This is a genomic window from Nonomuraea zeae (genome assembly GCF_005889725.1).
GTDB lineage: Bacteria > Actinomycetota > Actinomycetes > Streptosporangiales > Streptosporangiaceae > Nonomuraea > Nonomuraea zeae.
The window spans coordinates 1-22619 of the sequence record NZ_VCKX01000209.1; the positions used below are offsets into that span (position 1 = coordinate 1).

19 protein-coding genes and 1 pseudogene are annotated in these 22619 nt (G+C 71.5%); 10 read left to right on the top strand and 10 right to left on the bottom strand.

What is annotated here, in order from left to right; all coding sequences use genetic code 11:
- From ETD85_RS43575 to ETD85_RS43590, 4 genes are all read right to left on the bottom strand, one after another.
- On the bottom strand, positions 1–761 hold a 761-nt coding region (locus ETD85_RS43575; RefSeq protein WP_206059247.1), incomplete at its 3' end, for a GntR family transcriptional regulator.
- 389 nt (positions 762–1150) lie between these two features.
- On the bottom strand, positions 1151–1924 hold the full coding sequence (locus ETD85_RS43580) for a SigB/SigF/SigG family RNA polymerase sigma factor (protein ID WP_138695708.1): 774 nt from the start codon (positions 1922–1924) through the stop codon (positions 1151–1153).
- 176 nt (positions 1925–2100) lie between these two features.
- Complete coding sequence (locus tag ETD85_RS43585) at positions 2101–3699, bottom strand: tetratricopeptide repeat protein (RefSeq protein ID WP_138695709.1); 1599 nt, start codon at positions 3697–3699, stop codon at positions 2101–2103.
- 80 nt (positions 3700–3779) lie between these two features.
- On the bottom strand, positions 3780–4490 hold the full coding sequence (locus ETD85_RS43590) for an IclR family transcriptional regulator (protein WP_138695710.1): 711 nt from the start codon (positions 4488–4490) through the stop codon (positions 3780–3782).
- 88 nt (positions 4491–4578) lie between these two features.
- On the opposite strand from ETD85_RS43590, the gene ETD85_RS43595 reads away from it, so the two are divergent.
- The 3 genes from ETD85_RS43595 to ETD85_RS43605 are packed head-to-tail and all read left to right on the top strand — an operon-like array spanning position 4579 to position 10047.
- Positions 4579–5718, top strand: a complete 1140-nt coding sequence (locus tag ETD85_RS43595; RefSeq protein WP_240779823.1) for a pyridoxal-phosphate-dependent aminotransferase family protein — start codon at positions 4579–4581, stop codon at positions 5716–5718.
- Entirely contained in the window at positions 5715–8540 is a 2826-nt protein-coding gene (locus ETD85_RS43600; RefSeq protein ID WP_138695712.1) for an FAD-binding and (Fe-S)-binding domain-containing protein, read from the top strand. The genes ETD85_RS43595 and ETD85_RS43600 overlap by 4 nt, the downstream gene beginning before the upstream one ends.
- 25 nt (positions 8541–8565) lie before the next feature.
- Complete coding sequence (locus ETD85_RS43605; RefSeq protein ID WP_138695713.1) at positions 8566–10047, top strand: SLC13 family permease; 1482 nt, start codon at positions 8566–8568, stop codon at positions 10045–10047.
- Between the two features lie 77 nt (positions 10048–10124).
- Here ETD85_RS43605 and ETD85_RS43610 read toward each other — a convergent pair whose 3' ends face one another.
- Positions 10125–10913, bottom strand: a complete 789-nt coding sequence (locus ETD85_RS43610; RefSeq protein ID WP_138695714.1) for an SAM-dependent methyltransferase — start codon at positions 10911–10913, stop codon at positions 10125–10127.
- Between the two features lie 79 nt (positions 10914–10992).
- On the opposite strand from ETD85_RS43610, the gene ETD85_RS43615 reads away from it, so the two are divergent.
- Positions 10993–11187 (top strand): hypothetical protein, encoded by a 195-nt coding sequence (locus ETD85_RS43615; protein ID WP_138695715.1) that lies wholly within the window; start codon positions 10993–10995, stop codon positions 11185–11187.
- Between the two features lie 7 nt (positions 11188–11194).
- Here the strand turns inward: ETD85_RS43615 and ETD85_RS43620 are convergent, their stop codons facing one another.
- The 5 genes from ETD85_RS43620 to ETD85_RS43640 all read right to left on the bottom strand — a co-directional run bounded on the left by ETD85_RS43620 (position 11195) and on the right by ETD85_RS43640 (position 18374).
- Positions 11195–13681, bottom strand: a complete 2487-nt coding sequence (locus ETD85_RS43620) for an NPCBM/NEW2 domain-containing protein (RefSeq protein WP_138695716.1) — start codon at positions 13679–13681, stop codon at positions 11195–11197.
- Between the two features lie 200 nt (positions 13682–13881).
- A complete protein-coding gene (locus ETD85_RS43625; protein ID WP_138695717.1) occupies positions 13882–14193 on the bottom strand; it encodes a YbaB/EbfC family nucleoid-associated protein in 312 nt (103 codons plus the stop codon).
- 13 nt (positions 14194–14206) lie between these two features.
- Positions 14207–15085 (bottom strand): WXG100-like domain-containing protein, encoded by an 879-nt coding sequence (locus tag ETD85_RS43630; protein ID WP_138695718.1) that lies wholly within the window; start codon positions 15083–15085, stop codon positions 14207–14209.
- On the bottom strand, positions 15085–15456 hold the full coding sequence (locus ETD85_RS43635; protein ID WP_138695719.1) for a hypothetical protein: 372 nt from the start codon (positions 15454–15456) through the stop codon (positions 15085–15087). Before ETD85_RS43635 ends, ETD85_RS43630 begins: the two co-directional genes overlap by 1 nt.
- Positions 15457–15545: 89 nt before the next feature.
- Positions 15546–18374 carry a hybrid sensor histidine kinase/response regulator gene (locus ETD85_RS43640; RefSeq protein ID WP_138695720.1) on the bottom strand — a complete coding sequence of 943 codons (2829 nt, stop codon included), beginning with the start codon at positions 18372–18374 and terminating at the stop codon, positions 15546–15548.
- Between the two features lie 159 nt (positions 18375–18533).
- Between ETD85_RS43640 and ETD85_RS43645 the strand changes: the two genes are divergently transcribed.
- The 6 genes and pseudogenes from ETD85_RS43645 to ETD85_RS43670 form a co-directional block, all read left to right on the top strand.
- Positions 18534–19220, top strand: a complete 687-nt coding sequence (locus ETD85_RS43645; protein ID WP_138695721.1) for a response regulator — start codon at positions 18534–18536, stop codon at positions 19218–19220.
- Positions 19217–20044: a glutamate ABC transporter substrate-binding protein gene (locus ETD85_RS43650; RefSeq protein WP_240779824.1), complete on the top strand. Its 828-nt coding sequence runs from the start codon at positions 19217–19219 to the stop codon at positions 20042–20044. The genes ETD85_RS43645 and ETD85_RS43650 overlap by 4 nt, the downstream gene beginning before the upstream one ends.
- 81 nt (positions 20045–20125) lie before the next feature.
- The gene (locus ETD85_RS43655) at positions 20126–20869 is read left to right on the top strand and encodes an amino acid ABC transporter ATP-binding protein (protein WP_138695722.1); all 744 of its coding nucleotides are present in this window, start codon (positions 20126–20128) and stop codon (positions 20867–20869) included.
- 9 nt (positions 20870–20878) lie between these two features.
- Positions 20879–21709 carry a glutamate ABC transporter substrate-binding protein gene (locus tag ETD85_RS43660; RefSeq protein WP_138695723.1) on the top strand — a complete coding sequence of 277 codons (831 nt, stop codon included), beginning with the start codon at positions 20879–20881 and terminating at the stop codon, positions 21707–21709.
- 4 nt (positions 21710–21713) lie between these two features.
- Positions 21714–22382, top strand: a complete 669-nt coding sequence (locus tag ETD85_RS43665) for an amino acid ABC transporter permease (RefSeq protein ID WP_138695724.1) — start codon at positions 21714–21716, stop codon at positions 22380–22382.
- Positions 22379–22619: pseudogene (locus ETD85_RS43670) on the top strand (amino acid ABC transporter permease); the annotation flags it as partial. The gene ETD85_RS43665 and the pseudogene ETD85_RS43670, both read left to right, overlap by 4 nt.

The window sequence follows — 22619 nt, forward strand, 5'->3', positions numbered from 1 at the left end:
GCGGGCGGGGTGTGGCGGCGGGCGGCGTTCGAGACGAACAGGAAGCGGTCGCCGCGGATGTGGATGTAGGCCAGGTTGAACGGCCGGCCGGTGGCGTCCCTGATCACCTGCTCCATGGTGATCAGCGGCGAGCCCTCCGCGATGCCGAGCCGGGCCGCGGTGGCGGAGTCGGCCGGGCTGCAGCCGCAGACGAACTCCGACTCCTCGTAGCCGACGCCGGACTCGTTGAGCAGGTTGTACCAGTCGTGCACGAACGGCTGGTCCCGCATGCGCTCGGCCTCGGGGTTGAGCACGTAGTTGGTGGCCATGCCGTGCGGCTCGTCGCCGAACAGCGACACGTACTCCAGCCGCAGGCACGGCGTCCCCGGGGGCGCGCCGAGGCGTTCCGCCGCGAGGGCGGGCAGCGGGATCATCGACCGGTCGAGCACCTGGGGCCGCAGCCGCCGGTTCAGCAGGCTCTCCTGGCTGGGCGGCTCGACGCCGTGCGCCTCCACCAGCTGGGTCATCACGGCCTTGACGACGACGTGCGTGCCGACGCCCTGGCGGCGGTCGATCAGGCCCTCTCCGCGCAGGAGCGCGAGGGTCTCGCGGACGGTCGCGCGGGTGGCGCCGTACGAGGCCATGAGCTCGGCCTCGGTGGGCAGCAGGCCGTCGGCGAACGTGTCGCGGAGTATGGCGGATCGGAGTAGGTCGCGAAGCCGGCGCAGGTCCGCCTCACGTTCGACACCCGATTGGTGCGATCGGAGAGAGCGGGCCACCATGCGCCGGGAATTTACGGACATGCCGTTTCTCGCCGATTCCCGCGCCGTTTCCAGCGGGTAAACCGCCGGCGCGGGCCCTGGCGGGCGGGTGGGATGCTCCAGGACGGGGCTTCGGGCGAGCTGCATGGCGCCTCCTCGTGCGAGTGCTGCCTCGCGGAAGGACGCTAGGAAGCGCGTGTTGCCCGGGGATGACCCCGCGATTGCGCCCGGTTACGCCGGCACGCACCCCGCCCGCGCCGCCTTGACCAGCGAGAACGCGGAGGGGCGCGCCGGTTGCGCCGGACTCGCGGCCGATCCGCCGCCCGCGGGTTCGCGACGCCATGGGACGCGCAGGCCGGCATCGGCCTGCGCGTCCGCTTGTCCTGCCCGGCACCGGGCGATGGGCCGGGTCACTCCGACAGCGCGCTGCGCAGCTTGGTGAGGACGGCGCGCAGGATGCGGGAGACGTGCATCTGCGAGATGCCGAACTCGGCGGCGATCTCCGACTGGGTCATGTTGCCGTAGAAGCGCATGAGCAGGATGTTCTTCTCCCGCGGCGGCAGGGCGTCGATGAGCGGCTTGACCGAGTGCCTGTCCAGCAGGTGGTTCAGCGACTCGTCCTGCGCGGGCAGGAAGTCGCCCAGCTCGGCGCCGTCGTCGTCGGCGCCGCCCACCGGCGCGTCGAGGGACAGCGCGGTGTAGGCGCTGGAGGCTTCGAGGGTCAGCAGCACGTCCTCTTCCGAGATGCCCATCTTGACGGCCAGCTCGGCCACGGTCGGCGAGTGGCCGAGGGTCTGGGTCAGCTCCGCGGTGGCCTTGTTGAGCTCGATGCGCCGCTCCTGGTAGACCCGCGGCACCCTGATGGCCCACGTGCGGTCCCGGAAGTGCCGCTTGACCTCGCCGATCATGGTGATCATGGCGTAGCCCCTGAACTCGTGGCCGAGGCTCGGGTCGAAGCCGTTGACGGCCTTCATCAGCCCGACGTAGGCGGCCTGGCGCAGGTCCTCCATGGGCTCGCCTCGGTAGCGGTAGCGACGGGTGACCTCGGCCACCAGTCCTTCGTGCATCTCCACCAGGCGCTCGCGGATGCGGACCGCGTGCAGGTCCGAGAGCTGCGGGTCGGCCAGGTCGGCCAGGAGGTCTTCGGCGGTGAGCTGCTCGAATGCGATATCCAGGACGGCCATTGCTACTCCAAGCTGTGCAAGCGGCCTCCGCCCAAGAAAAAAAGCCCAAGCAGAGGCACACCTCAGTTTCGTGAGACGAAGCCCTCTGCTGGACTTCGAGATCAAGAATGCCCAACAGAACGCCAGGCATGCACCTTGAACTGGTCACAAATAGGTCACGACTTCAAAAAGCGCCGCTAGCCCTCTGAGACGTCCACCACCGGAGCGAGCATGAGAACCTCCACTTCCTGCGGAAACACCCTCCTGAGCAGGTCCGCTCCCCCGGTCACGGCCATCGCGCAGATCACCTCGACGCCCGGCCGCAGCCCGAACCGCCGCAGCCGGTGCGCCCAGGCCAGGTCGTCGTCCGGCCCCGTGCCCTCGGGCGCCGTCGCCCGCCGCAGGGCCGCGGCCCACCAGTTGTCCGGCTCCGCGCGCAGGATCTCGTCGAGACCGGCCAGCGCGGCGGCGGGCCGGCCCGCCGCCCGGTGCTGCACCGCGCGCACCGCCAGCGCGAAGGAGTCGCGCGGGTCCCGGGCCAGCCGGCGCGACATCTCGGCCGGATCGTCCGGGGGTGAGTCGTCCTCGCCCCACAGCGCGGAGGCGGCCTCGGTGAACTCCTCCGCCTCCGTCTGCTCCTCCTCGGCGTCCAGCGGTCCCAGCACGACGAGCGAGCGCGCCACGTCGGCGACGAACTCGGGCGCCGGAACCGCCAGCCGCAGGATCTCTTCGAGCTGGCGCTCCACGAAGTCGGCCTCGGGGTCCAGCTCGTTCGCCCGCAGCAGGTCGCGCAGCGCGTGGTAGAGCTGCCCGAGCATCCGGTGCACGGCGCCGCGCAGCGCCAGCACCCCCACGTCGTCGGGGTCGTCCTGCAGCACGCGCTCGAAGTCGGCCCGCGCCTCCTCCAGCCGTTCGAGCCGCAGCGCGGCCACACCCCGCTGCTCGTACGTCCCCGCGTCGTCGTATCCGAGCTCGATCGCCCGGGTGAAGTCGCCGAACGCGGGCTCGAAGAGGTCGAGCTCACCGTGGACGTAGCCGCGGGTCAGGTAGGCCAGCCCGTCCTCGGGGTCGAGCTCGACCGCCCGGTCCAGGTCCGCCAGCGCGACGGCGAGGCGGTTCAGGGCGAAGTTCGCCCGGCCGCGCATCGTGAGGAGCTCGGCGTCGTCAGGGTCCTCGGCGAGCGCCCGGTCGGCGTCGGCGAGGGCCTCCTCGTAGCGGCCGAGCGCGCACAGCACGTGGCCGCGTTCGCCGTAGGCCGAGCCGTAGCCGGGGTCGAGCCCGATCGCCCGCTCCAGGTCCGCCAGCGCCTCGTCGGGCCGGCCCAGCGCGCGGTGGGCCTGGCCGCGCACGTAGTGGGCGTACGGCACCTCGGGGGACAGCGCGATGGCCCGGTCGAGGTCCGCCACCGCCGCCAGCGGGCTGCCGCCGACGCGGAGCAGGCTGGCGCGCCCGGCCAGCGCCCAGTAGTCCTCCGGGTCGAGCTCGATCGCCCGGCCGTAGGAGGCGAGGATCTCCTCGTCCCGCTCCGGGTACGCCCAGAGCACGTCGGCCCGGCCCCGATGCGCCGCGGCGTCGTCGGGACAGAGCTCGATCAGCCGGTCGTAGTCGGCCAGCGCCTCGTCCGTGCGCCCCATGGCCCTGAGCGCCTGCCCGCGCGACCCGATCGCGTAGGGATCTTCCGGGTCGAGGTCGACGGCCAGGGTGAACTCCTCGACCGCGGCGGCGAACCGCCCCGCCAGCCGATGCGCCTCCCCGCGCTCGGCCGCCCGCTCCGCCTCCTCGATCCTGGAACTCACATGTCCCCCATCGGTGTGCAGATCAGTTATATCGAACGACTCCGCGGCCTCGCGGAAAAGTTCCCCGGCCGCGGCCCGCCTCAGGCGAGGCTCTCGCTCAGCGTCCTGGCCGCCTGCGTGACCAGCTTGCCGTACTCCGCCCTGAGCGCGTCCGGCATGCGGCTGGCCGGGGTGGAGATGCTGAGGCTGGCGATCGGGCCGTCCGGCCCGAGCACGGCGGCGGCCACGGCGGCGATGTCGGAGCGCCACTCGCCCCGGTTGTCCGCGTACCCGCGCGTGTGCACCGCCGCCAGCTCGGCCCGCAGCGCCGCCGGGTCGGTGATCGTCGTCTCCGTGTACGCCGGCAGCTCCGCCACCGGCCTGGCCAGGTGCGCCAGCACGGCCTTGCCGTTGGCCGAGGCGTGCAGCGGCAGCCTGATCCCCAGCGGCAGCACGATGCGCAGCGGCTTGTCGGTCTCCAGGCGCTCGATCAGCACGACCGCGTCGCCCTCGGGCACCATCAGGTGGATCGTCTCGCCGGTGCGCTGGCGCAGCTCCTCCATGACCGGCATGGCCGCGTCGCGCAGGCCCAGCTCGGTCCGGCGGGCCACCTGCAGCGCCTTGCTGGTCACCTGCCAGCGCGTGACCTCGCCCCCGGCCGGCCTGATCCACCCGGCCTCGTGCAGCGTGCGCAGCGAGCGCTGCACCGTGCTCTTGGGCAGGCCGAGCCCGCGGGCCAGCTCGCCGACCCCGGCGGGCTGGCGGGCGGCGACCTCTTCGAGCACTCGAAGGGCGTTGATCACGTTCTGCATCCATTGACTCCTCTGCGGGCCGATTTTAATGTTAATGAACCGCAACACGGCACGCTGTGCCGTGACACGGCACGGAGGTAGCCAGACAGTGGGCCGTCATTTCCTGCAGATCCCCGGACCGACCAACGTCCCCGACCGGGTGCTGCGCGCCATCGCCCAGCCCACCATCGACCATCGGGGCCCGGCCTTCGCGCGGCTGGCGGGCGACCTGCTGGAGCGGCTGAAGCCCGTCTTCGGCACCGGCGAGCACGTGATCGTCTACCCTTCGTCGGGGACGGGGGCCTGGGAGGCGGCGCTGGTCAACACGCTGTCGCCGGGTGACAAGGTGCTGGCGTTCGAGACCGGGCACTTCTCCTCGCTCTGGTGCGAGATGGCCGCCCGGCTGGGGCTGGTCGTCGAGCTGGTGCCCGGCGACTGGCGGCACGGCGCCGACCCCGACGCCCTGGCCGAGCGGCTCACCGAGGACGTGGCCGCCGTCATGGTGGTGCACAACGAGACCTCGACCGGCGTGCGCAGCCGGATCCCGGAGATCCGCGCGGCCATCGACCGGGCGGCGCATCCGGCGCTGCTGCTGGTGGACACGATCTCGTCGCTGGGCTCGATGGACTACCGGCACGACGCCTGGGGCGTGGACGTGACCGTGGGGTGCTCGCAGAAGGGCCTCATGCTGCCCCCCGGCCTCGGCTTCAACGCGGTCAGCCGCAAGGCGCTCGCGCACCGGGGCCGGCTGCCGCGCTCCTACTGGGACTGGGAGCCAATCATCGCGGCCAACCGGCAGGGCTTCTTCCCCTACACCCCGCCGACCAACCTGCTGTACGGCCTGGGCGAGGCGCTGGCCATGCTGGAGGAGGAGGGCCTGGCCGCGGTCTTCGCGCGGCACGACCGGCACGCCGAGGCGACGCGGCGAGCCGTACGCGCCTGGGGGCTCGAGGTGCTCTGCGCCGACGAGCGCGAGCACTCCAGCTCGCTCACGGCGGTGCTGATGCCGGACGGGCACGACGCCGACGCGCTGAGGCGGCTCATCCTGGAGCGCTACGACATGTCGCTCGGCACCGGGCTCGGGCGGCTGGCCGGGCGCGTGTTCCGGATCGGGCATCTCGGCCACTTCAACGACCTGATGCTCGCGGGCACGCTGGGCGGGGTCGAGATGGGGCTGGCCGCGGCCGGCGTGCCGGTCAAGGAGGGCGGGGTACGCGCCGCGCTGGCGTACCTGGAGGCGGCCGGATGAGCCGGGGCGGCTCCGGCACGGACGGGATGAACATCCCCAGCAGCTCGAGTCTGGCGCGGACGCTGTCGCCGCTGATCGCCGGTGACGTCAGGGACGACCCGTACACCAGGCACCTGTACTCCTCCGACGCCAGCATGTACGCCATCGAGCCGCTCGCCGTCGCCTTTCCCCGCGACGAGGGCGACGTGCAGGCGCTGGTGGCGGCGTGCGGCGAGCTGGAGGTCCCCGTGCTGCCGCGCGGCGCGGGCACCAGCCTCGCCGGGCAGACGGTGGGCAGGGCGGTGATCGTCGACTTCTCCCGGCACATGAACAAGATCCTGGAGATCGGCGGCAGGACCGCCAGGGTGCAGCCGGGAGTGGTGCAGGACCAGCTCAACCGGGCGGCCGGCAGGCACGGGCTGATGTTCGGGCCCGACACCTCGACCAGCAACAGGGCCACGATCGGCGGGATGATCGGCAACAACTCGGCGGGCAGCCACTCCGTGCTGTATGGCTCCACGATCGACCATGTCCAGGCGCTGCGCGTCGTGCTCGCCGACGCCTCCATGCCGGACCTGGCCACCGACGCCCGGCTCAGCGACGCGGTGGCCGGGATCCTGGGCGGGCTCGACCTGACGGGGTTCCCGCGCTTCTGGCGGCACTCCGGCGGCTACCGCCTCGACCTGGCCGCCCGCGACCTGCCGTCGGTGGACCTCACCAAGCTGATCACCGGCTCGGAGGGCACGCTGGCCGTCGTCACCGAGGCCACGGTCGGGCTGGTGGAACGGCCCCGGGCCAAGGCCATCGCCGTCGGCCACTTCACCGCCACACCCGCCGCCATCGCGGCCACCGCGGACGCCCTGTCCTTCGGCGCCGCCTCCGTCGAGCTCATGGACAAGGCCATCCTCGACCTGTCCAGGCAGCGCGTCGACTACGCCGGGCTCGGCGACATCCTGGAGGGCGACCCGGAGGCGCTGCTCTTCGTCGAGTTCTTCGGCGACGACCCGGCCGAGGTGGCCGACCGGGTGGACAAGCTGGCCGCGACCTGGCGATCAGGCGGCCACGGCTACCACACGCTCAAGGCCGTCACCGCGCAGCAGCAGGCGGCCGTGCTCAAGGTGCGCAAGGCCGGGCTGGGCCTGCTGATGGCCTCCAGCGTGGGCAGCCGCAGGCCGCTGGCGTTCGTGGAGGACACGGCCGTGCCGCCGGAGCGGCTCCTTCCGTACGTGACGGAGTTCGCGGGCATCCTCGACCGGCACGGCCTGCGGGCGGGGTTCTACGGCCATTGCTCGGTCGGCTGCCTGCACATCCGGCCGTTCGTCGACCTGCGCGCGCCCGGCGAGATCGGCACGATGCGGACGGTGGCCGAGGAGATCGCCGAGCTGGCCGCCCGGCACGGCGGCGTGAACTCCAGCGAGCACGGCGACGGGCTGGCCCGCTCGGAGTTCAACCGGCGGCTGTTCGGCGACTCGATCTACGAGGCGATGCGGCAGGTCAAGCGGGTCTTCGATCCGCGCGGGCGGCTGAACCCGGGCAAGATCGTGGACGCCCCGCCGATGACCGACCACCTGCGCGACCCGGCGGCGCCCGAGCCGCCCCCGCTGCGGACCACGCTGAGCTTCGCCGCCGGTGGCATGCACGCCGCCGCCGACCGCTGCATGAACGTCGGCGTCTGCCGCAAGGACGACTCGGGCGTCATGTGCCCCTCGTACATGGCCACCCGCGAGGAGGAGCACTCCACCCGCGGCCGGGCCAACGCCCTGGTCAAGGCCCTGTCCTCGCCCGATCCCGGCAAGGCGCTCGGCGACGACCGGCTGCACGGGATCCTCGACCTGTGCCTGGAGTGCAAGGCGTGCCAGTCGGAGTGCCCGCTGGGCGTGGACATGGCGGCCCTGAAGAGCGAGTTCCTGCACCAGTACCAGCAGGAGCACGGCGTGCCGCTGCGCTCGCGGCTGTTCGGCGCGATCAGGACGCTCAACCGGCTGGGCTCGGCGACCGCGCCGCTGTCGAACTGGCTGGCCGGCGCCGTCCGCGGCCCGCTCGGCCTGAGCAGGCGGCGCCCGCTCCCCCGCTTCCGGCGCGACAACCTGGTCCGCTGGCACGCCCGCAGGCCGCCGGCGGCCGGGCGCGAGGTCATCCTGCTCGCCGACTCCTTCACCACCTACAGCGAGCCCGGCATCGGGCGGGCCGCCGTCGAGCTGCTGGAGCGCGCGGGCTACCGGGTACGCCTGGCCGCCGAGGGCTGCTGCGGCCGCGCGAGCATCTCCAAGGGCCTGCTCGACCGCGCGCGGGCGATGGCCGGGTCGATGGTGGAGCGGCTGTCCCGGTCGGACGCGCCCATCGTGGGGCTGGAGCCGTCCTGCCTGCTGACGCTGCGCGACGAGTACGCCGCGCTGCTGCCGGGCGACCCCAGGGTCGCGGCGGTGGCGGCCCGCGCCCGGCTCGTCCCCGAGCTGCTCACGGAGGCGATCGACGACGGCTCGCTGGCGCTGGGCGACGCGCTGAGCGGCCGCTCGATCCTCCTGCACGCCCACTGTCACGAGAAGGCCGTCACCGGTACGGCGGCCACCCGAGCACTGCTGTCCAGGATCCCGGGAGCGGAGGTGGCGGAGATCGACGCCGGCTGCTGCGGCATGGCCGGATCGTTCGGCTTCGAGGCCGAGCACTACGACCTGTCCATGAAGATCGGCGCTCTCCGGCTCTTCCCGGCGATCGCCGCATCCTCGCCCGGCACCTTGCTGGCGGCGACGGGGGTCTCCTGCCGCCAGCAGATCGCCCATGGTGCCGGACGCACTGCCCGTCATCCGGTCGAGCTCGTCCATTGGGCGGCCGGCCGGCCATAACGCTCGGGGGAGATCGGAGTTAGCAGTGTCCGCAGAGCTCCTGTCCATTCTCGCCCTCATCGTCATGTTCGTCGTGGCCACCCTCTTCCCGGTGAACCTGGGAGCGCTGGCCCTCGTCGGAGCGTTCCTCGTCGGCACGCTGGCGGCGGGCATGAGCACCGACGACATCCTCGGCGCGTTTCCCGGCAGCCTGCTCGTGATCCTCGTCGGGGTGACGCTCCTGTTCGCGATCGCCACCAACAACGGCACCGTCGACTGGCTCGTACGGGCCGCGGTGCACCTGGTGCGGGGCCGGATCGCCGCCATTCCGCCGGTGGTCTTCGTCATCTCGGCGATCCTGACGGCCGTCGGGGCGCCGGCACCGGCGGTGGCGGCGATCCTGGCCCCGATCGCCTTCGGGTTCGCGGCCGACTACCGGATCCATCCGATGCTCATCGGCCTCATGGTGGCGCACGGGACGCAGGCGGGCGCGTTCTCGCCGATCAGCGTGCTCGGCGGGATCGTGAACGGCGTCACCAAGGACGCCGGGCTGCCGAGCGACAACCTGGTGCTGTTCCTGTCGAGCTTCGCCTTCAACGCGGCGGCGGCGGTGGTCGTCTTCTTCATCTTCGGCGGCCCGCAACTCCTCCGGCGCGGCGCCATCTCGGCCGAGACGCCCGCCCACGACGGCGACCCCGCGGAAAGCGCCGCCGGCTCGCCCGCCGCCGGAGGCTCCGCAGCACCCGGCGGCCCGGCCGAAGGCGCCACCGAAGGCGCGTCCCCGGTCGGCGGGACGGCCGAACGGGTGCCCGCGACCAGCGGGACGGCCGCAGGCGCGTCCGCGTCCGGCGGGACGGTCGCCACCGCCGTCGAGCCCGATGCCGGGCCGGGCGGCGGGGCGGGCGCTGCGGCGGGCGGTGGGCTGCGGCTCACCGCGCACCAGGCGCTGACGCTGACCGGCATCATCGGGCTGTGCGTCGCGGTGCTGGCGTTCAAGCTCGACGTCGGCCTCACCGCGGTCACCGTGGCCGTGATCCTCTCCCTCACCTCCCCCCGCTCCAACAAGGGCGCCGTCGAGCGGGTGGCCTGGCCGACCGTGCTGCTGATCTGCGGCGTCGTCACGTACGTGGGCGTGCTGCAGGAGATCGGCACCATCGACTACGTCGGCTCCTCGGTCGCCGCGATCGGCATCCCGATCCTGGTGGCGCTGCTCATCTGCTACGTGGGCGGCGTCGTGTCGGCCTTCGCCTCGACCGTCGGGATCCTGGGCGCGCTGGTCCCGCTGGCCGTGCCGCTGCTGTCGCAGGGCACCCTGGGGCCGATCGCGATGATCGCGGCACTGTCGGTGTCGTCGGCCATCGTGGACGTCAGCCCGTTCAGCACGACGGGCGCGCTGCTCGTGGCCAACGTCAGGGGCATGCCGAGAGACGACTTCTACCGCCGCCTCCTCGCCTACGGCGGCGCGATCGTCCTGGTGGGCCCCCTCGCGGCCTGGGCCGTCCTGGTCGTCCCCGGCTGGCTCGGCTGACGGACCGGCAGCACCGCCACCCGGCCGGTCATGGACGGGTGGCGGAGGTCACGGCTCGCGGCCGGCCCCGGCGGGCGTCACGGCTTGCGGCCGATCCCGGCGAGCCACCACGAGACCTCCCGCGAGCCGGCCCGCCGCCACGAGTTCACCCCCACCAGCCCCGGCTCCACCAGCTCCAGGCCGTCGAAGAGCGCCTGGATCCGCTCGCGCGAGCGGAAGAACAGCCCGCCCTGGTAGACCTCCCTGACGTGAGCGATGCGCGGGTCGTCCGGGACACCGCCGTCCGACAGATGCGTGATCACCACGTGGCTCCCCGAGGGCAGCCGATCGACCAGCTGCCGCACCAGGGCGGCGGGATCGTCGGCGTCGGGCACGAAATGCAGGACGGCGATCAGCATCACCCCCACCGGCAGCCCGAGGTCGATCAGCTTGGTCAGCTCGGGCGCGTCCAGGATGGCCTCGGGCGCGCGCACGTCGCCGGCGACGACGGCGGTGCCCGGGCTCCGGCCGAGCAGCGCGCGGGCGTGGACGAGCACGACCGTGTCGTTGTCCACGTACGCGACCCGCGCGTCGCGGTGCACCTTGCGCGCGACCTCGTGCACCGGCCGGGCCGCGGGGATCCCGGCCCCGATGTCGATGAACTGCCGGATGCCCGCCTCCCTCGCCAGAAAGCGGACGGCGCGGGTGAGGAAATCGCGGTTCTCCAGGGCCGCGATCCGCACCTCCGGCGCCAGCGAGAGCACCATTTTCGCGGCGGTCCGATCGGCGGCGAAATTGTCCTTGCCGCCGAGGAAGTAGTTGTAGATCCGGGCCGCGTTGGCGATCTTCGGGTCGATCTCCGGGACCCCCGCCTCATCGTCGGACATATCCCCAAGATATAGATCGTCAAGGGCCATCGGGAAGGGGCGCAAGCGGGGTTCCCGGTTACCGGATAACGTTTACGGAATGCGTTCGGACGCCATTCACGGCCACCTCTCGGCTTTCCCTGGCGACAATATCGGGAATCCCGCGGAAAAGGTCCGTGAAACATCGCCGGCGGACGATATCGAGGACTCCGGAGTGGGCGAGTCCGGAGACAATGTCGAATTCCCGATTTCGGGTCGCCGCGACCGGCCGCGAGCGGCCGGCCGCAACGGCTGATCAGCGACTACTCGGCGCGCACGTTGTCGATGTAGACCTCGCCGCCGCTGTTCAGGAAGACCCAGACGGCCCGGATCGCGCTCGGGTCCAGGGTGACCCCGGCGGGGCAGCCGATCTGGTCGAACCTCTCGGTGATCGTCCTGCTGGAATCGGTGCCGGTCCAGGTCCACAGGCCGCCCTGGCACCAGGACATGTCGTCGCCCACCTGGATGGCGATCTCGCCGGAGGTGCCGATGCCGCCGGTCTTGACGTCGTACCTGAGCATGGTCTTGCCGGTGAGGTCGAGCGGCGCGCTCAGCGCCCGGCCGAACCAGTTGCCGCCCGCCGGGGTGGCCACCTTCAGCCCGGCCACGCCGTCGGTGTGGAAGAGCGGTGACTGCGCCACGGTGCCGCCGTCGCCCGGGTTGGCGATGGTGAAGCCGTCGGTGCCCGACTCGAAGGAGAACAGTGTCTGCGACTGCGGCAGGACCGGACTGTCGTCGGCGACGCCGCCGCAGGTCAGGACGGGCTTGGCCCAGTCAGCCGGCACGGCGGACGAGCCGCCCGGCGTGGCGACCAGGCGCAGCCAGGTCGCGCCGGTCAGGTCCGCGGTCAGGGTGGTGGGCGCCTGTCCCGTGCCGACGCTGCCGCTGGTCGCGGCGAGGGTGTCCCCGGCGTAGATGGAGAACGTGGCCGTGGCGCCCGCGCCCGCCGTGTCGTCGATCCCGGCGTCGGTGACCAGCTTCGAGCAGCGTCCGCCGAGGTAGTAGGTGATCTCGCTGGCGGCCGAGGTGCCGAGCCCGCGCGTGTAGACCACGCCGCCGACGGTGATCAGGCTGCCGTCGTTCTCCAGCGGCCCGCCGTTGCCCTGGTCGAGCTCGACCGGTCCGGTGGCGTTGACGGAAGTGACCGCGGGGAGCGTGCTCAGGTGCCGGCGGCCGTCGGCGGGCGCGTTCACGACGATGGCCACAATCTCGCTGCTCGTGGCGGCCGCGCGGTTGCGGGGACCCCATCGGTAGGCGGCGGTGACGGTGATCGGGTAGCGGCCCGCCGGGGTGTTCGCGGGCACGCCGATCGTCCACGCCGTCTCCAGCGTGGCGTCCGTCGCCAGGCGCTCGCGCCGCTGCGCGGTCGTGGGGGTGGCGCTCCACCCGGCGGGGACGTTCGCGCTGACGGCGAGGTCGCGGAGCGCGCCGGCGCCCCGGTTGGTGACGGTGGTCGTCAGCGAGCCGCCGCCGGCCGGTCCCGGCACGATGGTGCCGAGCCCGGCGCCGACCGCGACCGCGGGGGCCGTCGCCGCCGGGTCGCGCAGCGGCCGTACGCGGTAGACGACCGTGCCGTGCGCCGGGACGCCGGCCGAGATCGTGGACCTGGCCTGGAGCGTGTCGCCCGTCCACACGTCATGCAGCCGGTACGCCCCCGCCCGCGCGAGCCCGGTGTCGCGGGCCGCGACGCTGATGGTGGCCAGGGAGTCGGTGGAGTTGTGGAGTGCGATGGCCCGGTCGCCGCCCGCCAGCGGTTTGTCCAGGACCATGAGCCCGCCGGAGTCGGACACGACGGACGCCTGGACGCCCAGCCGGTCCTGGTCGATGGCGATGACCTCGCGGTTGCCGAGGATCGACAGGGTCTCCGCCGAGGCCTTCCTCAGGTCGGTCCCGATGATCAGCGGCGCGGCCATCATCGCCCACATGCCCATGTGGCTGCGGTATTCGGTGGCGGTCATCCCGCCGTTGCCGACCTCCAGCATGTCGGGGTCGTTCCAGTGGCCGGGGCCGGCGTACGGGGCCAGGGGCGCGTTCTGCCGGATGATCGAGCGGATGCTGGACCAGTTGTCGCTGATGTCGCCCGTGGTGCGCCAGAGATCGCCGATCCCCTTGGCCCAGAGCCAGGGCTGGGAGGTGCCCCACTCGCAGATCGAGTACACGATCGACCGGCCGGTCCTGCCGATGGCCGCGCGCATCGCGGTGTAGCGCCGGACGTAGTCGGCCTGCGACCCGTCGGACTGGTTGTTGCAGTTGTCGTATTTCAGGTAGTCGACGCCCCAGTCCGCCCAGGTCTGGGCGTCCACGTCCTCGTGACCGAGGCTGCCCGGGTAGCCGGCGCAGGTCTTGGTGCCGGCGTCGCCGTAGATGCCCAGCTTGAGGCCCTTGGCGTGGACGTAGTCGGCGACGCCCTTGATGCCGTTCGGGAACTTCACCGGGTCGGGCACCAGCTTGCCGTCCGCGCCGCGCTCCCTGGCCGACCAGCAGTCGTCGATGTTGACGTACTGGTAGCCGGCGTCCTTGAGCCCGCTGGAGACGAAGATGTCGGCCGTCTCCTTGATCAGCGCCTCGTTGACGTCGCAGCCGAACGCGTTCCAGTTGTTGAACCCCATCGGCGGGGTCGCGGCCGGCGTGCCACCGGCCAGGTGCGCGGGCGCCGCCTGGGCCGGGGCCGCCCCGGCGATGGCTCCGGCGAGCAGCAGATACGAGGTGAGCGCTGCGACGGCACGCCTCGGCCGTCCCTTGTTCCCCATCACGCGCCTCCAACGGCAGTGAACGCGGATCCGGGAGCCACCGAAGCGGTGTCCGCGATTGAGGACGCTATAGATCGCCACCACTGCCGTCAATATCCCGATTAACTGGTTCATTCAACGAAAAATCGAGACATTACCGGTGGCCCGTTCCCCTTCGCGGCACCGAGCCGTGAAGCGGTTAAGCGACCGTCCCCAAGCGCTCAGTCCTCGAAGAGTGCTCTGGCGAGCTCGAAGGACTGGCCCGCCACGTCCTCCTCGGCCTTCCTGAACGCCTCCATGACCGCCTCCGCCAGCGCCTGCGAACCCAGGCGCAGCGCCCTGGGGTCGATGCGCAGCGCGGCCAGCGACCCGGCGGACGTGAGCTCGATCGCGACCTGGCCGCCCGCGCTCTCACCTCGTCCCCTGGTCTCCTCTACCCGGCGGCGCACGTCCTCGAAACCGGCGGTCAGCGCCGCCATCTCCGCGAGCGCGCGGTCCAGCTCCGGGTCTCCGGTACGCGGTGGTGTCGTCATCGCCGTTCCTCACTCAACGCTTGAAGATGAAGGCCCTGGGCGCGTGCGCCAGCGCCGAACGCAGTGCGCCCTCGTCGCTCAGCCCGCCGCTGGCGACCAGGGGGTAGATCGTGGCGGCCGACACGGTGCGCCGGAAGAACTTGCCCGCGGGACCCGTCCCGAGCAGCGTCTCGGTGACCTTCGTGGCGGGGAAGAACCTGCGCACGTCGGCCATGGCCTTGATGCCGCCGTTGTAGGCCATCTCGGCGACGAAGTGCTTGCCCGCGTAGGCCCACAGGTTGCCCATCGGCTGGCCGGTGGCGGCGGAGCTGGCCACGTGCACGCCGGTCTTGAGCGTGGTCCACAGGACCGAGTCGGCCAGCGCGTCGAGCCCCTCGCGCACAAGGTAGTTGCCCACGCGGCGCTTGCCGATCCGCTGCTCCAGGACGAACTTGACGATCTTCTGGAAGATCGTGCGCTCCAGCCTGGCCCTGGCCACGAGCCATTTGAACGCCTGCTCCGCCGCGAACCTGGCCGCCGGGTAGAGGAAGCCGAACATCATGGTGAACGCCATGGCGGCCAGCTGGGTGCCGATGATCAAGAGCTGTTCCCGGTGCTTCTCCACCGCCTCGGCGTAGTCGTCGCAGCCGGCGGCCAGCTCCAGCAGCTCCTCCTGGATGGAGGCGTAACGGGGAGCCAGCTCGTACGGCCACACGTCGGCGAAGCGGTCCACGGCGCGGCTGTCGTTCGCCTTGCGCACCTTGTCCACGCCGGTGCCGGTCTCGCCCGCGAGCGTGCCGATCGACGCGGCGAACTCGCGCAGGGCCTCGGCCCGCGCCCGCAGGTTGGACGCGTCGGCCTCGGGCACGTGCACGTTCGCGAACCACGCGAGCGCCTGGAAGGGGTCGAACATCAGGCGCCCACACCACGCGGCGGGGCCTGCGGGATCGGCGGCGCGGGAATGTCGGGGATCTCGGGCAGCGTACTGATGATCTTGTGTTCCAGGTGGTCCCACAGCTTGTCGAAGTCGCGCAGGTCACCGGCCCACGTGAAGTTCTTCTCCGCGATGCGGGTCATGGCGCCGGTCAGGGAGTCGAAGCCGTCGGTGTACCACTCGGCGAACGCCCGGCCCTCCTCGTCGCCGCCGACCAGGCCCGCGGCGCTGCCCAGCGACGTGGCCGCCCGCTTTCGCCGCACCACGTCGTCACCGAGCCGGTCGAAGAGGACGGCCAGCTCACGGATCGACTTCCAGTCGATGAGGACCTGATCCTGCGGACCCGACATAAACCCTCCAACGACAACAAACAGCCATGATCAGCTGCATTCAGACATTAACAGCGACAAATTTCTCGGATGTTAATTTCCGTGTCGCGTCAGGAATGGGAGACGTTCATCCACTGCGGTGTTTCCTGGAGCAGCTCGCCCAGCTCGTCGAGCGGCGCCTCCTCGATGCTCCCCGCCCGTGCCAGGTCCTCGACCCGCTGGCACAGCGCGGCCTCACGGGTGGCGCCCACCGTCGCGCAGCTGCCCTTGAGCCGGTGCGCCAGCGACGCCGCCGTGGCCGCGTCACCGGCCGAAGCGGCTCCCCTGAGCTCGTCGAACGTCCGCGCCGCGGTCTCCAGGTACGCCTGCGCGACATCGTTCAGCGCCTCCTGCGACAGGCCGGCCAGCTCGGGCGGGAGCCCGGCGGAGGCCGCCCACGACGGGATCCTGGCCAGCACGTGCGGCCAGTCGACCGGCTTGGCCAGGTGGTCGTCCATGCCCGCCGACAGGCAGCGCATCCGCTCGTCCGGCATCGCCGCCGCGGTCATCGCGATGATCGGGGTGTGCGCCTCCTCGCGCCGCCTGATCTCCACCGTCGCCGCCAGACCGTCGAGCACGGGCAGCTGGCAGTCCATGAACACCAGGTCGTAGGCGCCGCCCAGCACGGCGCGCACCGCCTGCGCGCCGTCGTTCACCGTGTCGACCTCGTGGCCGGCCTGGCGCAGCACGATCGTCGCCACCTGGCGGCTCACCTCGTCGTCCTCGGCCACCAGGATGCGGGCCCCGCCGCCGGTGCCCGCGGCCTCCAAGCCGGCGCGCGGCTCGCCCGGGCACTCGTCGGCGCGCAGGGCGTTCTCCACCGCCGCGAGCAGGCGGCGGCGGCTGAGCGGCCGGGTGATCGACTGCACCGTGCGCTCTCCCGCCGCGGCGGGCCAGGCGAACCCGGCCCGGCCCGGCGTGACGACCACGATGACGCTGGTGGCCTGGAGCAGCCGGTCGTTGAGTATCGCGTGCGCGAGCGACTCGGAGTCGCCCAGGTCGAGTGCGACCACGGCCAGCTCGTACGGCTCGCCGCCCGCCGCGGCGGCCCGCAGGAGCGCCAGGGCGGACTCCTCCTCCTCGGCCTCCTCCACCGTGACCCCCGCGTCGGACAGGAACCGCCCGGCCATGGCGCGGTCCTCCGGCCGCGGGTCGGCGACCAGCGCGCGCAGCCCGGCCAGCGCCTCGGCCCCCGGCTCCGACCAGCGCAGGACCTTCACCGGCAGCGTCACCCAGAACCTGCTGCCGACGCCCTCCACGCTGTCCAGCCCGATCTGCCCGCCCATCAGCTCGGTGAGCTGCCTGCTGATGGCCAGGCCCAGGCCGCTGCCGCCGGTCCTGCGCGTGATCGGCGAGTCGACCTGGCGGAAGACGCCGAAGACCCGTTCCCGGTCGTCGGGGCCGACCCCGATCCCGGTGTCGGCGACGGCGAACCTGAGCACCGCCCGCGACTCGCCCGGCTCTCCCTCGTCGAGCGCGACGTGCAGGTCCACGCCGCCCTGGACGGTGAACTTGAGCGCGTTGCCGATCATGTTCGTGAGGACCTGGCGCAGCCGCGCGGGATCCCCCCTCACCTGCCGCGGCACGTCCTCGTCCAGCCGCAGCGTGAGCCAGAGGCCCTGCTGGTAGGCGTGCGGCGCGAACGGCGCGATCGCCTCGTCGCAGAGCCGCGGCAGGTCGAACGGCGTCTCCTCGACCTGGAGGTGTCCCGCCTCGATCTTGGACAGGTCGAGGAAGTCGTCAAGCAGGCGCAGCACGTTGCCGGCCGACTCCTGGGCGGTGGTCGCGTAGTGGCGCTGCTCGTCGTCCAGGTGGGTGCCCATGAGCAGCAGGTTCATGCCGAGCACGCCGTTGATCGGGGTGCGGATCTCATGGCTGATCTTGGCCACGAACTCGGACTTCGCCCTGGACGCGCTGACCGCCTCGTCCCGTGCCACGGCCAGCTCGTCGGCGTACCTGGCCAGCGTGGCCTGGGCCCGCCGGCGGCCCCGCGTGGTGTGGATCTGCAGCCCGAGCCCGATCAGGATCAGCAGCGCGAGCAGGGCCGCGACGGTCAGCACGTTCGTCCGCAACTGCTCGGCCGAGGCCAGCGCCGTGGCGGCGGACACCTCGGCGGTGACCGTCCAGCCGATGCTCGCGATCGGCTCGGACGCCGACAGCACGGTGCCGTCGATGCCGCGGAACGAGCCGTTCCAGGTGCGCCCGGCCAGCGCCGCGTCCACCCGCGGGTCCTCGCGCAGGGAGGTGAGCGCGTAGAGCTGCCGGCCGGGGTCGGCCACCAGCACGCCGGCCTGGTCGGTGATCAGCAGCCGGATGGCCTGCGCCTCGGCGGCCTCCTCAGCGAAGACCTGGATCGCGTCCAGGCTGTAGACCACGGTGAGGATGCCGAGCATGCGCTTCTCGTCGGCGCTCAGTATCGGCGTCGCCACCGCAACGGCCCTGGACACGCCGACCATCGTGGGCGTGTACGCCTGCGAGATGTAGGCCTGCCTGCGGTCGCGCACGGCGCGGTACCAGTCGGTGGTCGTGGCGTCCTGGGGCAGCACGCTGTGCGGCTCGGCGCCCAGCATGCGGCCCTCGGGCGAGAGCAGGATCAGCCCGCTGACGCCGTCGCGCAGCTCCTTCAGGTCGCCGAGCCGCTCGCGCAGCGCGGCGGCGGAGGTGTGCTCCACCTGGTCACGTACGTTGTCCCGCTGCGCGAAGGCGGTGACGAGCTGCTTGAGCGAGCTCATCTGCTGGTCCACCACGACCCGGCTCACCGAGGCGGTGGTCTTCACCCGGTCGGTGACCTCGTCGCGCACCGCCCGCTCCGACAGGGTGATGCTGGAGGAGGTCAGCGCCGCCAGGGGAAGCAGACCGAGCAGCGTCCACAGGGCAGTCACCGCGAGCAGCCATCTCACCGGCGTCCGTCCCTCCCCCGTTTCGCTCGTCGTACAGACTAAGAGGGATCGTGCGCGCACGGAGGATCGCAATGAGCAGAACGCGCAAAAGTAGATCTATGTTAATAAAACCAGCCTAAGCTTCCGAGATCTACAACAGTTTTGACGAGGAGCGTGGCGATGCCTGAGCCCAGGGACATCACCGTTCTCATCGTGGACGACGACCCGGTCGTCACCGCGGCATTGCACGCGCAGGTGAACCGGGTGCTCGGGTTCAGGGTGGTGGGGATCGCCCACACCGGGCACGCGGCGCTGGCCGCCGCCCGCCGGTTCGCGCCCCGCCTGGTCCTGCTCGACCTGCACCTGCCCGATCTGCCCGGCCTGGAGGTGGCGCACCGGCTGCGCCAGCCCGACCAGCCGCCCACCGACGTGATCGTGATCTCCGGGCATCACGAGCTGGCGGCGGTCCGCGCGGCCATCCAGCGCGGCGCCCTCTACTACCTGGTCAAGCCGACCAGGGCGGGCATCCTGGAGCAGACGCTGCTGCGTTACGCGGCCACGGCCGAGCAGCTCGCGGCCGGCGACCGGCACGCCGAGCAGCAGGAGATCGACCGCATCTTCCGCTCGCTGCACCTCGACGAGGTGGCCCGGCCGAAGAGCATCTCCCCCGCGACCGAGCAGGCTGTCCTCGACGCGCTGTCCTCCGTCGAGGAGGACGTGTCGGCCCGCGAGCTCGCCGACATGATCGGCATCAGCCGCGCCACCGCCCGCCGCTACCTGGAGCACCTCGCCGAGCGCGGTCAGGTCGAGGGCCGCCCGCGGTACGGGCCCACCGGGCGGCCGCAGCACCGGTACCGGGCACGGTGAGCACGCTCAGGGCGCTGCTCGCCGTGCTGATCTGCCTCCTGCCCGCGGGCTGCGGCGAGGACGGCGGCTTCCCCGAGGGCTCGACCATGGCCCGCATCAGGGACCGCGGCGTCCTCATCGTCGGCATCAAGTTCGACCAGCCGATGTTCGGCTACAAGGATCCGGCCAGCGGGCGGATCACCGGCTTCGACGCGGAGATGGCCCGGCTGGTGGCCAGGGACCTCACGGGCGGCGAGCGCAACATCCGCTTCGTCGAGACCGTCTCGCGCGAGCGCGAGAACTTCCTCACCCAGCAGGTCGTGGACATCGTCATCGCCACCTACTCGATCACGCCCGCCCGCTCCCAGGTGGTCAGCTTCTCCGACCCCTACTACTACGCCGGCCAGGACATGCTGGTCAGGACGAACGACGAGAGCATCGACGAGGTGGCCGACCTCAAGGACAAGACCGTGTGCACGGTGGAGGGCTCCACGTCGGTCGACCGGCTGCGCGAGCGCGTCCCCAGCGCGGACCTGGAGATCGTCGACGCCTACAGCGTGTGCGTGCCCGCGCTCCTGGCCGGCCGGGTGGACGCGGTCAGCACCGACAACACCATCCTGCTCGGCCTGCTGGCCCAGCACTCCGACACGCTCAAGCTCGTCGGCAAGCCCTTCGGGCGCGAGCCGTACGGGATCGGGGTGCGCAAGCAGGACACCGCGTTCCGCGACTATCTCAACCAGCTCATCGCCCGATCCCTGAGCGACGGGGGCTGGGACCGGGCCTTCAGGGACACCATCGGAGTGACCGGTGTGACCCCTGATCAGTCCAGACCGGCCAATCGCTGAGCAGAACGATCACAAGCCTTTTCGTGACACATGCGGCTCCTACGGTTACGCCAACGCTGACCGAGACAAGGAGCGTGACGCATGACCGAGTCGGACCTGATCGTCCTGGACCAGGTCAACAAGCGCTACGGCGACCTGCATGTGCTCAGGAACGTCAGCCTGAGCGTCCGGCAGGGCGAGGTCGTAGTGATCATCGGACCGTCCGGAGCCGGGAAGTCCACCCTGTGCCGCGCGATCAACCGCTTGGAGACCATCGACTCCGGCACGATCACCGTGGACGGGACACCGCTCCCGGCCGAAGGACGGGCGCTGGCCAAGCTGCGCGCCGAAGTGGGCATGGTCTTCCAGTCCTTCAACCTGTTCGCTCACAAGACCGTCCTGGACAACGTCGTCCTCGGTCAGGTCCACGTGCTGAAGAGGTCCAGGGACGCCGCCGTCGCCAAGGCCCGTGAGCTGCTCGACCGGGTCGGCATCGGAGGGCAGGCGGCCAAGTTCCCCGCCCAGCTCTCCGGCGGCCAGCAGCAGCGGGTCGCGATCGCCCGCGCGCTGGCCATGGATCCGAAGGTGATCCTGTTCGACGAGCCCACCTCGGCGCTCGACCCCGAGATGGTCAACGAAGTGCTCGAGGTCATGACCTCACTCGCCCGCGAAGGCATGACCATGGTCGTCGTCACCCACGAGATGGGCTTCGCCCGCCGGGCGGCAGACCGCGTCGTGTTCATGGCCGACGGCGAGATCGTCGAGGAGAACACCCCCGGCGACTTCTTCGGCGCGCCCAACAGCGAGCGCGCACAGTCCTTCCTCGCCAAGATCCTCACCCACTAGGAGGTCCCTATGTTCGGCAGATCCCTTTACGCCGTCTTCGCCGTGGTCGCCCTGGCCGCGACCGCCTGTGGCGGGGGCCAGGAGAGCTACGCGTCCGTCGTGGACAAGGCCAAGAACGACAAGAAGCTCGTGATCGGCGTCAAGAGCGACCAGCCCGGCCTCGGGCTGCGCACCCCCGACGGCAGCTTCGCCGGGTTCGACATCGAGGTCGCCAAGTACGTGGCCAAGGAGCTCGGGGTCGAGGCGAAGGACATCACCTTCAAGGAGACCGTGTCGGCCAACCGCGAGGCGTTCATCCAGCAGGGCCAGGTGGACATGGTGGTCGCCACGTACTCGATCACCGACGCCAGGAAGGAGAAGGTCTCCTTCGCCGGACCGTACTTCGTGGCCGGGCAGGCGCTGCTGGTCAGGGCGGACGACTCGGCGCTGACCGGGCCTGACGCGCTGAACGGCAAGAAGCTGTGCTCGGTCGCCGGCTCGACCCCCGCGCAGAAGGTCAAGACGGAGTACGCCAAGGAGGTCCAGCTCCAGGAGGAGCGGACGTACTCGGCGTGCGTGGACCGGGTGCTCGGCGGCCAGCTCGACGCCATCACCACCGACAACGTCATCCTCGCCGGCTACGCCGCGCAGCACGCCGGCAAGCTCAAGGTCGTCGGCGAGCCGTTCAGCACCGAGAAGTACGGCATCGGGCTGAAGAAGGACGACAAGGCCGGCCGCGACGCGATCAACAACGCGCTGACCAAGATGTTCTCCGACGGGAGCTGGAAGAAGGCGATCGAGACCAGCGTCGGCGCCTCCGGATTCCCCGTGCCCGCGGCACCGCAGCTGGAGCGTTACTGACCTCATGGAAGCGCTGCTGCTCGAACGCGACACCATCTTCGCCGCGTTCTGGATGACGGTAAAGCTGACGGCGGTCAGCGCGCTCGGCTCCCTGGTGCTGGGCACACTGCTGGCCGCCATGCGGGTCGCTCCGCTGGCCACCCTGCGCGGCGCCGCGAACTGCTACGTGACCGTGGCCCGCAACACGCCGCTCACCCTGGTGCTGCTGTTCACGGGGCTGGGCGTCGGTGCGAACCTGGGCGTGGAGCTCTCCGACGACATCGCGACCAACAACTTCTGGCTCGCCTCCATCGGGCTGACCGCCTACACCTCGGCGTTCGTCTGCGAGGCGCTGCGCTCGGGGCTCAACACGGTGCCGGTGGGCCAGGCCGAGGCCGCCCGCTCGCTGGGCCTCGGCTTCGTCCAGACGATCTCGCTGGTGACGCTGCCGCAGGCGTTCCGCGCGGTCGTGGCGCCGCTGGGCAGCATCCTGATCGCGCTGACCAAGAACACCACGATCGCCCTGGTGGTGGGTGTCGCCGAGGCGTCCGTGCGGATGCGCGAGATGATCGAGACGTACGGGGATCAGGTCATTGAGATCTTTCTGGGATTCGCCGCCGGATTCGTCCTCCTGTGCCTGCCGATGGGCCTGCTGTTCGGCTGGCTGTCCCGGCGACTGGCGGTGACCCGATGAGCTACGCCAACCTGTACGAAGTCCCCGGGCCGCGCGGGATCCGCCGCAACCGGCTGCTGGCCGTGGTCGTCGCGGCCGTCCTGCTGGGCCTGGCGTACTTCGTCTACGTGCGCTTCGACGCGAAGGACCAGTGGGCGGCGGAGAAGTGGACGCCGCTGCTGCGGGGCGACGTCTGGGCCACGTTCATCCTGCCCGGACTGGCCGGGACCCTGGGGGCGGCCGTGGCGGGGGTGGTGC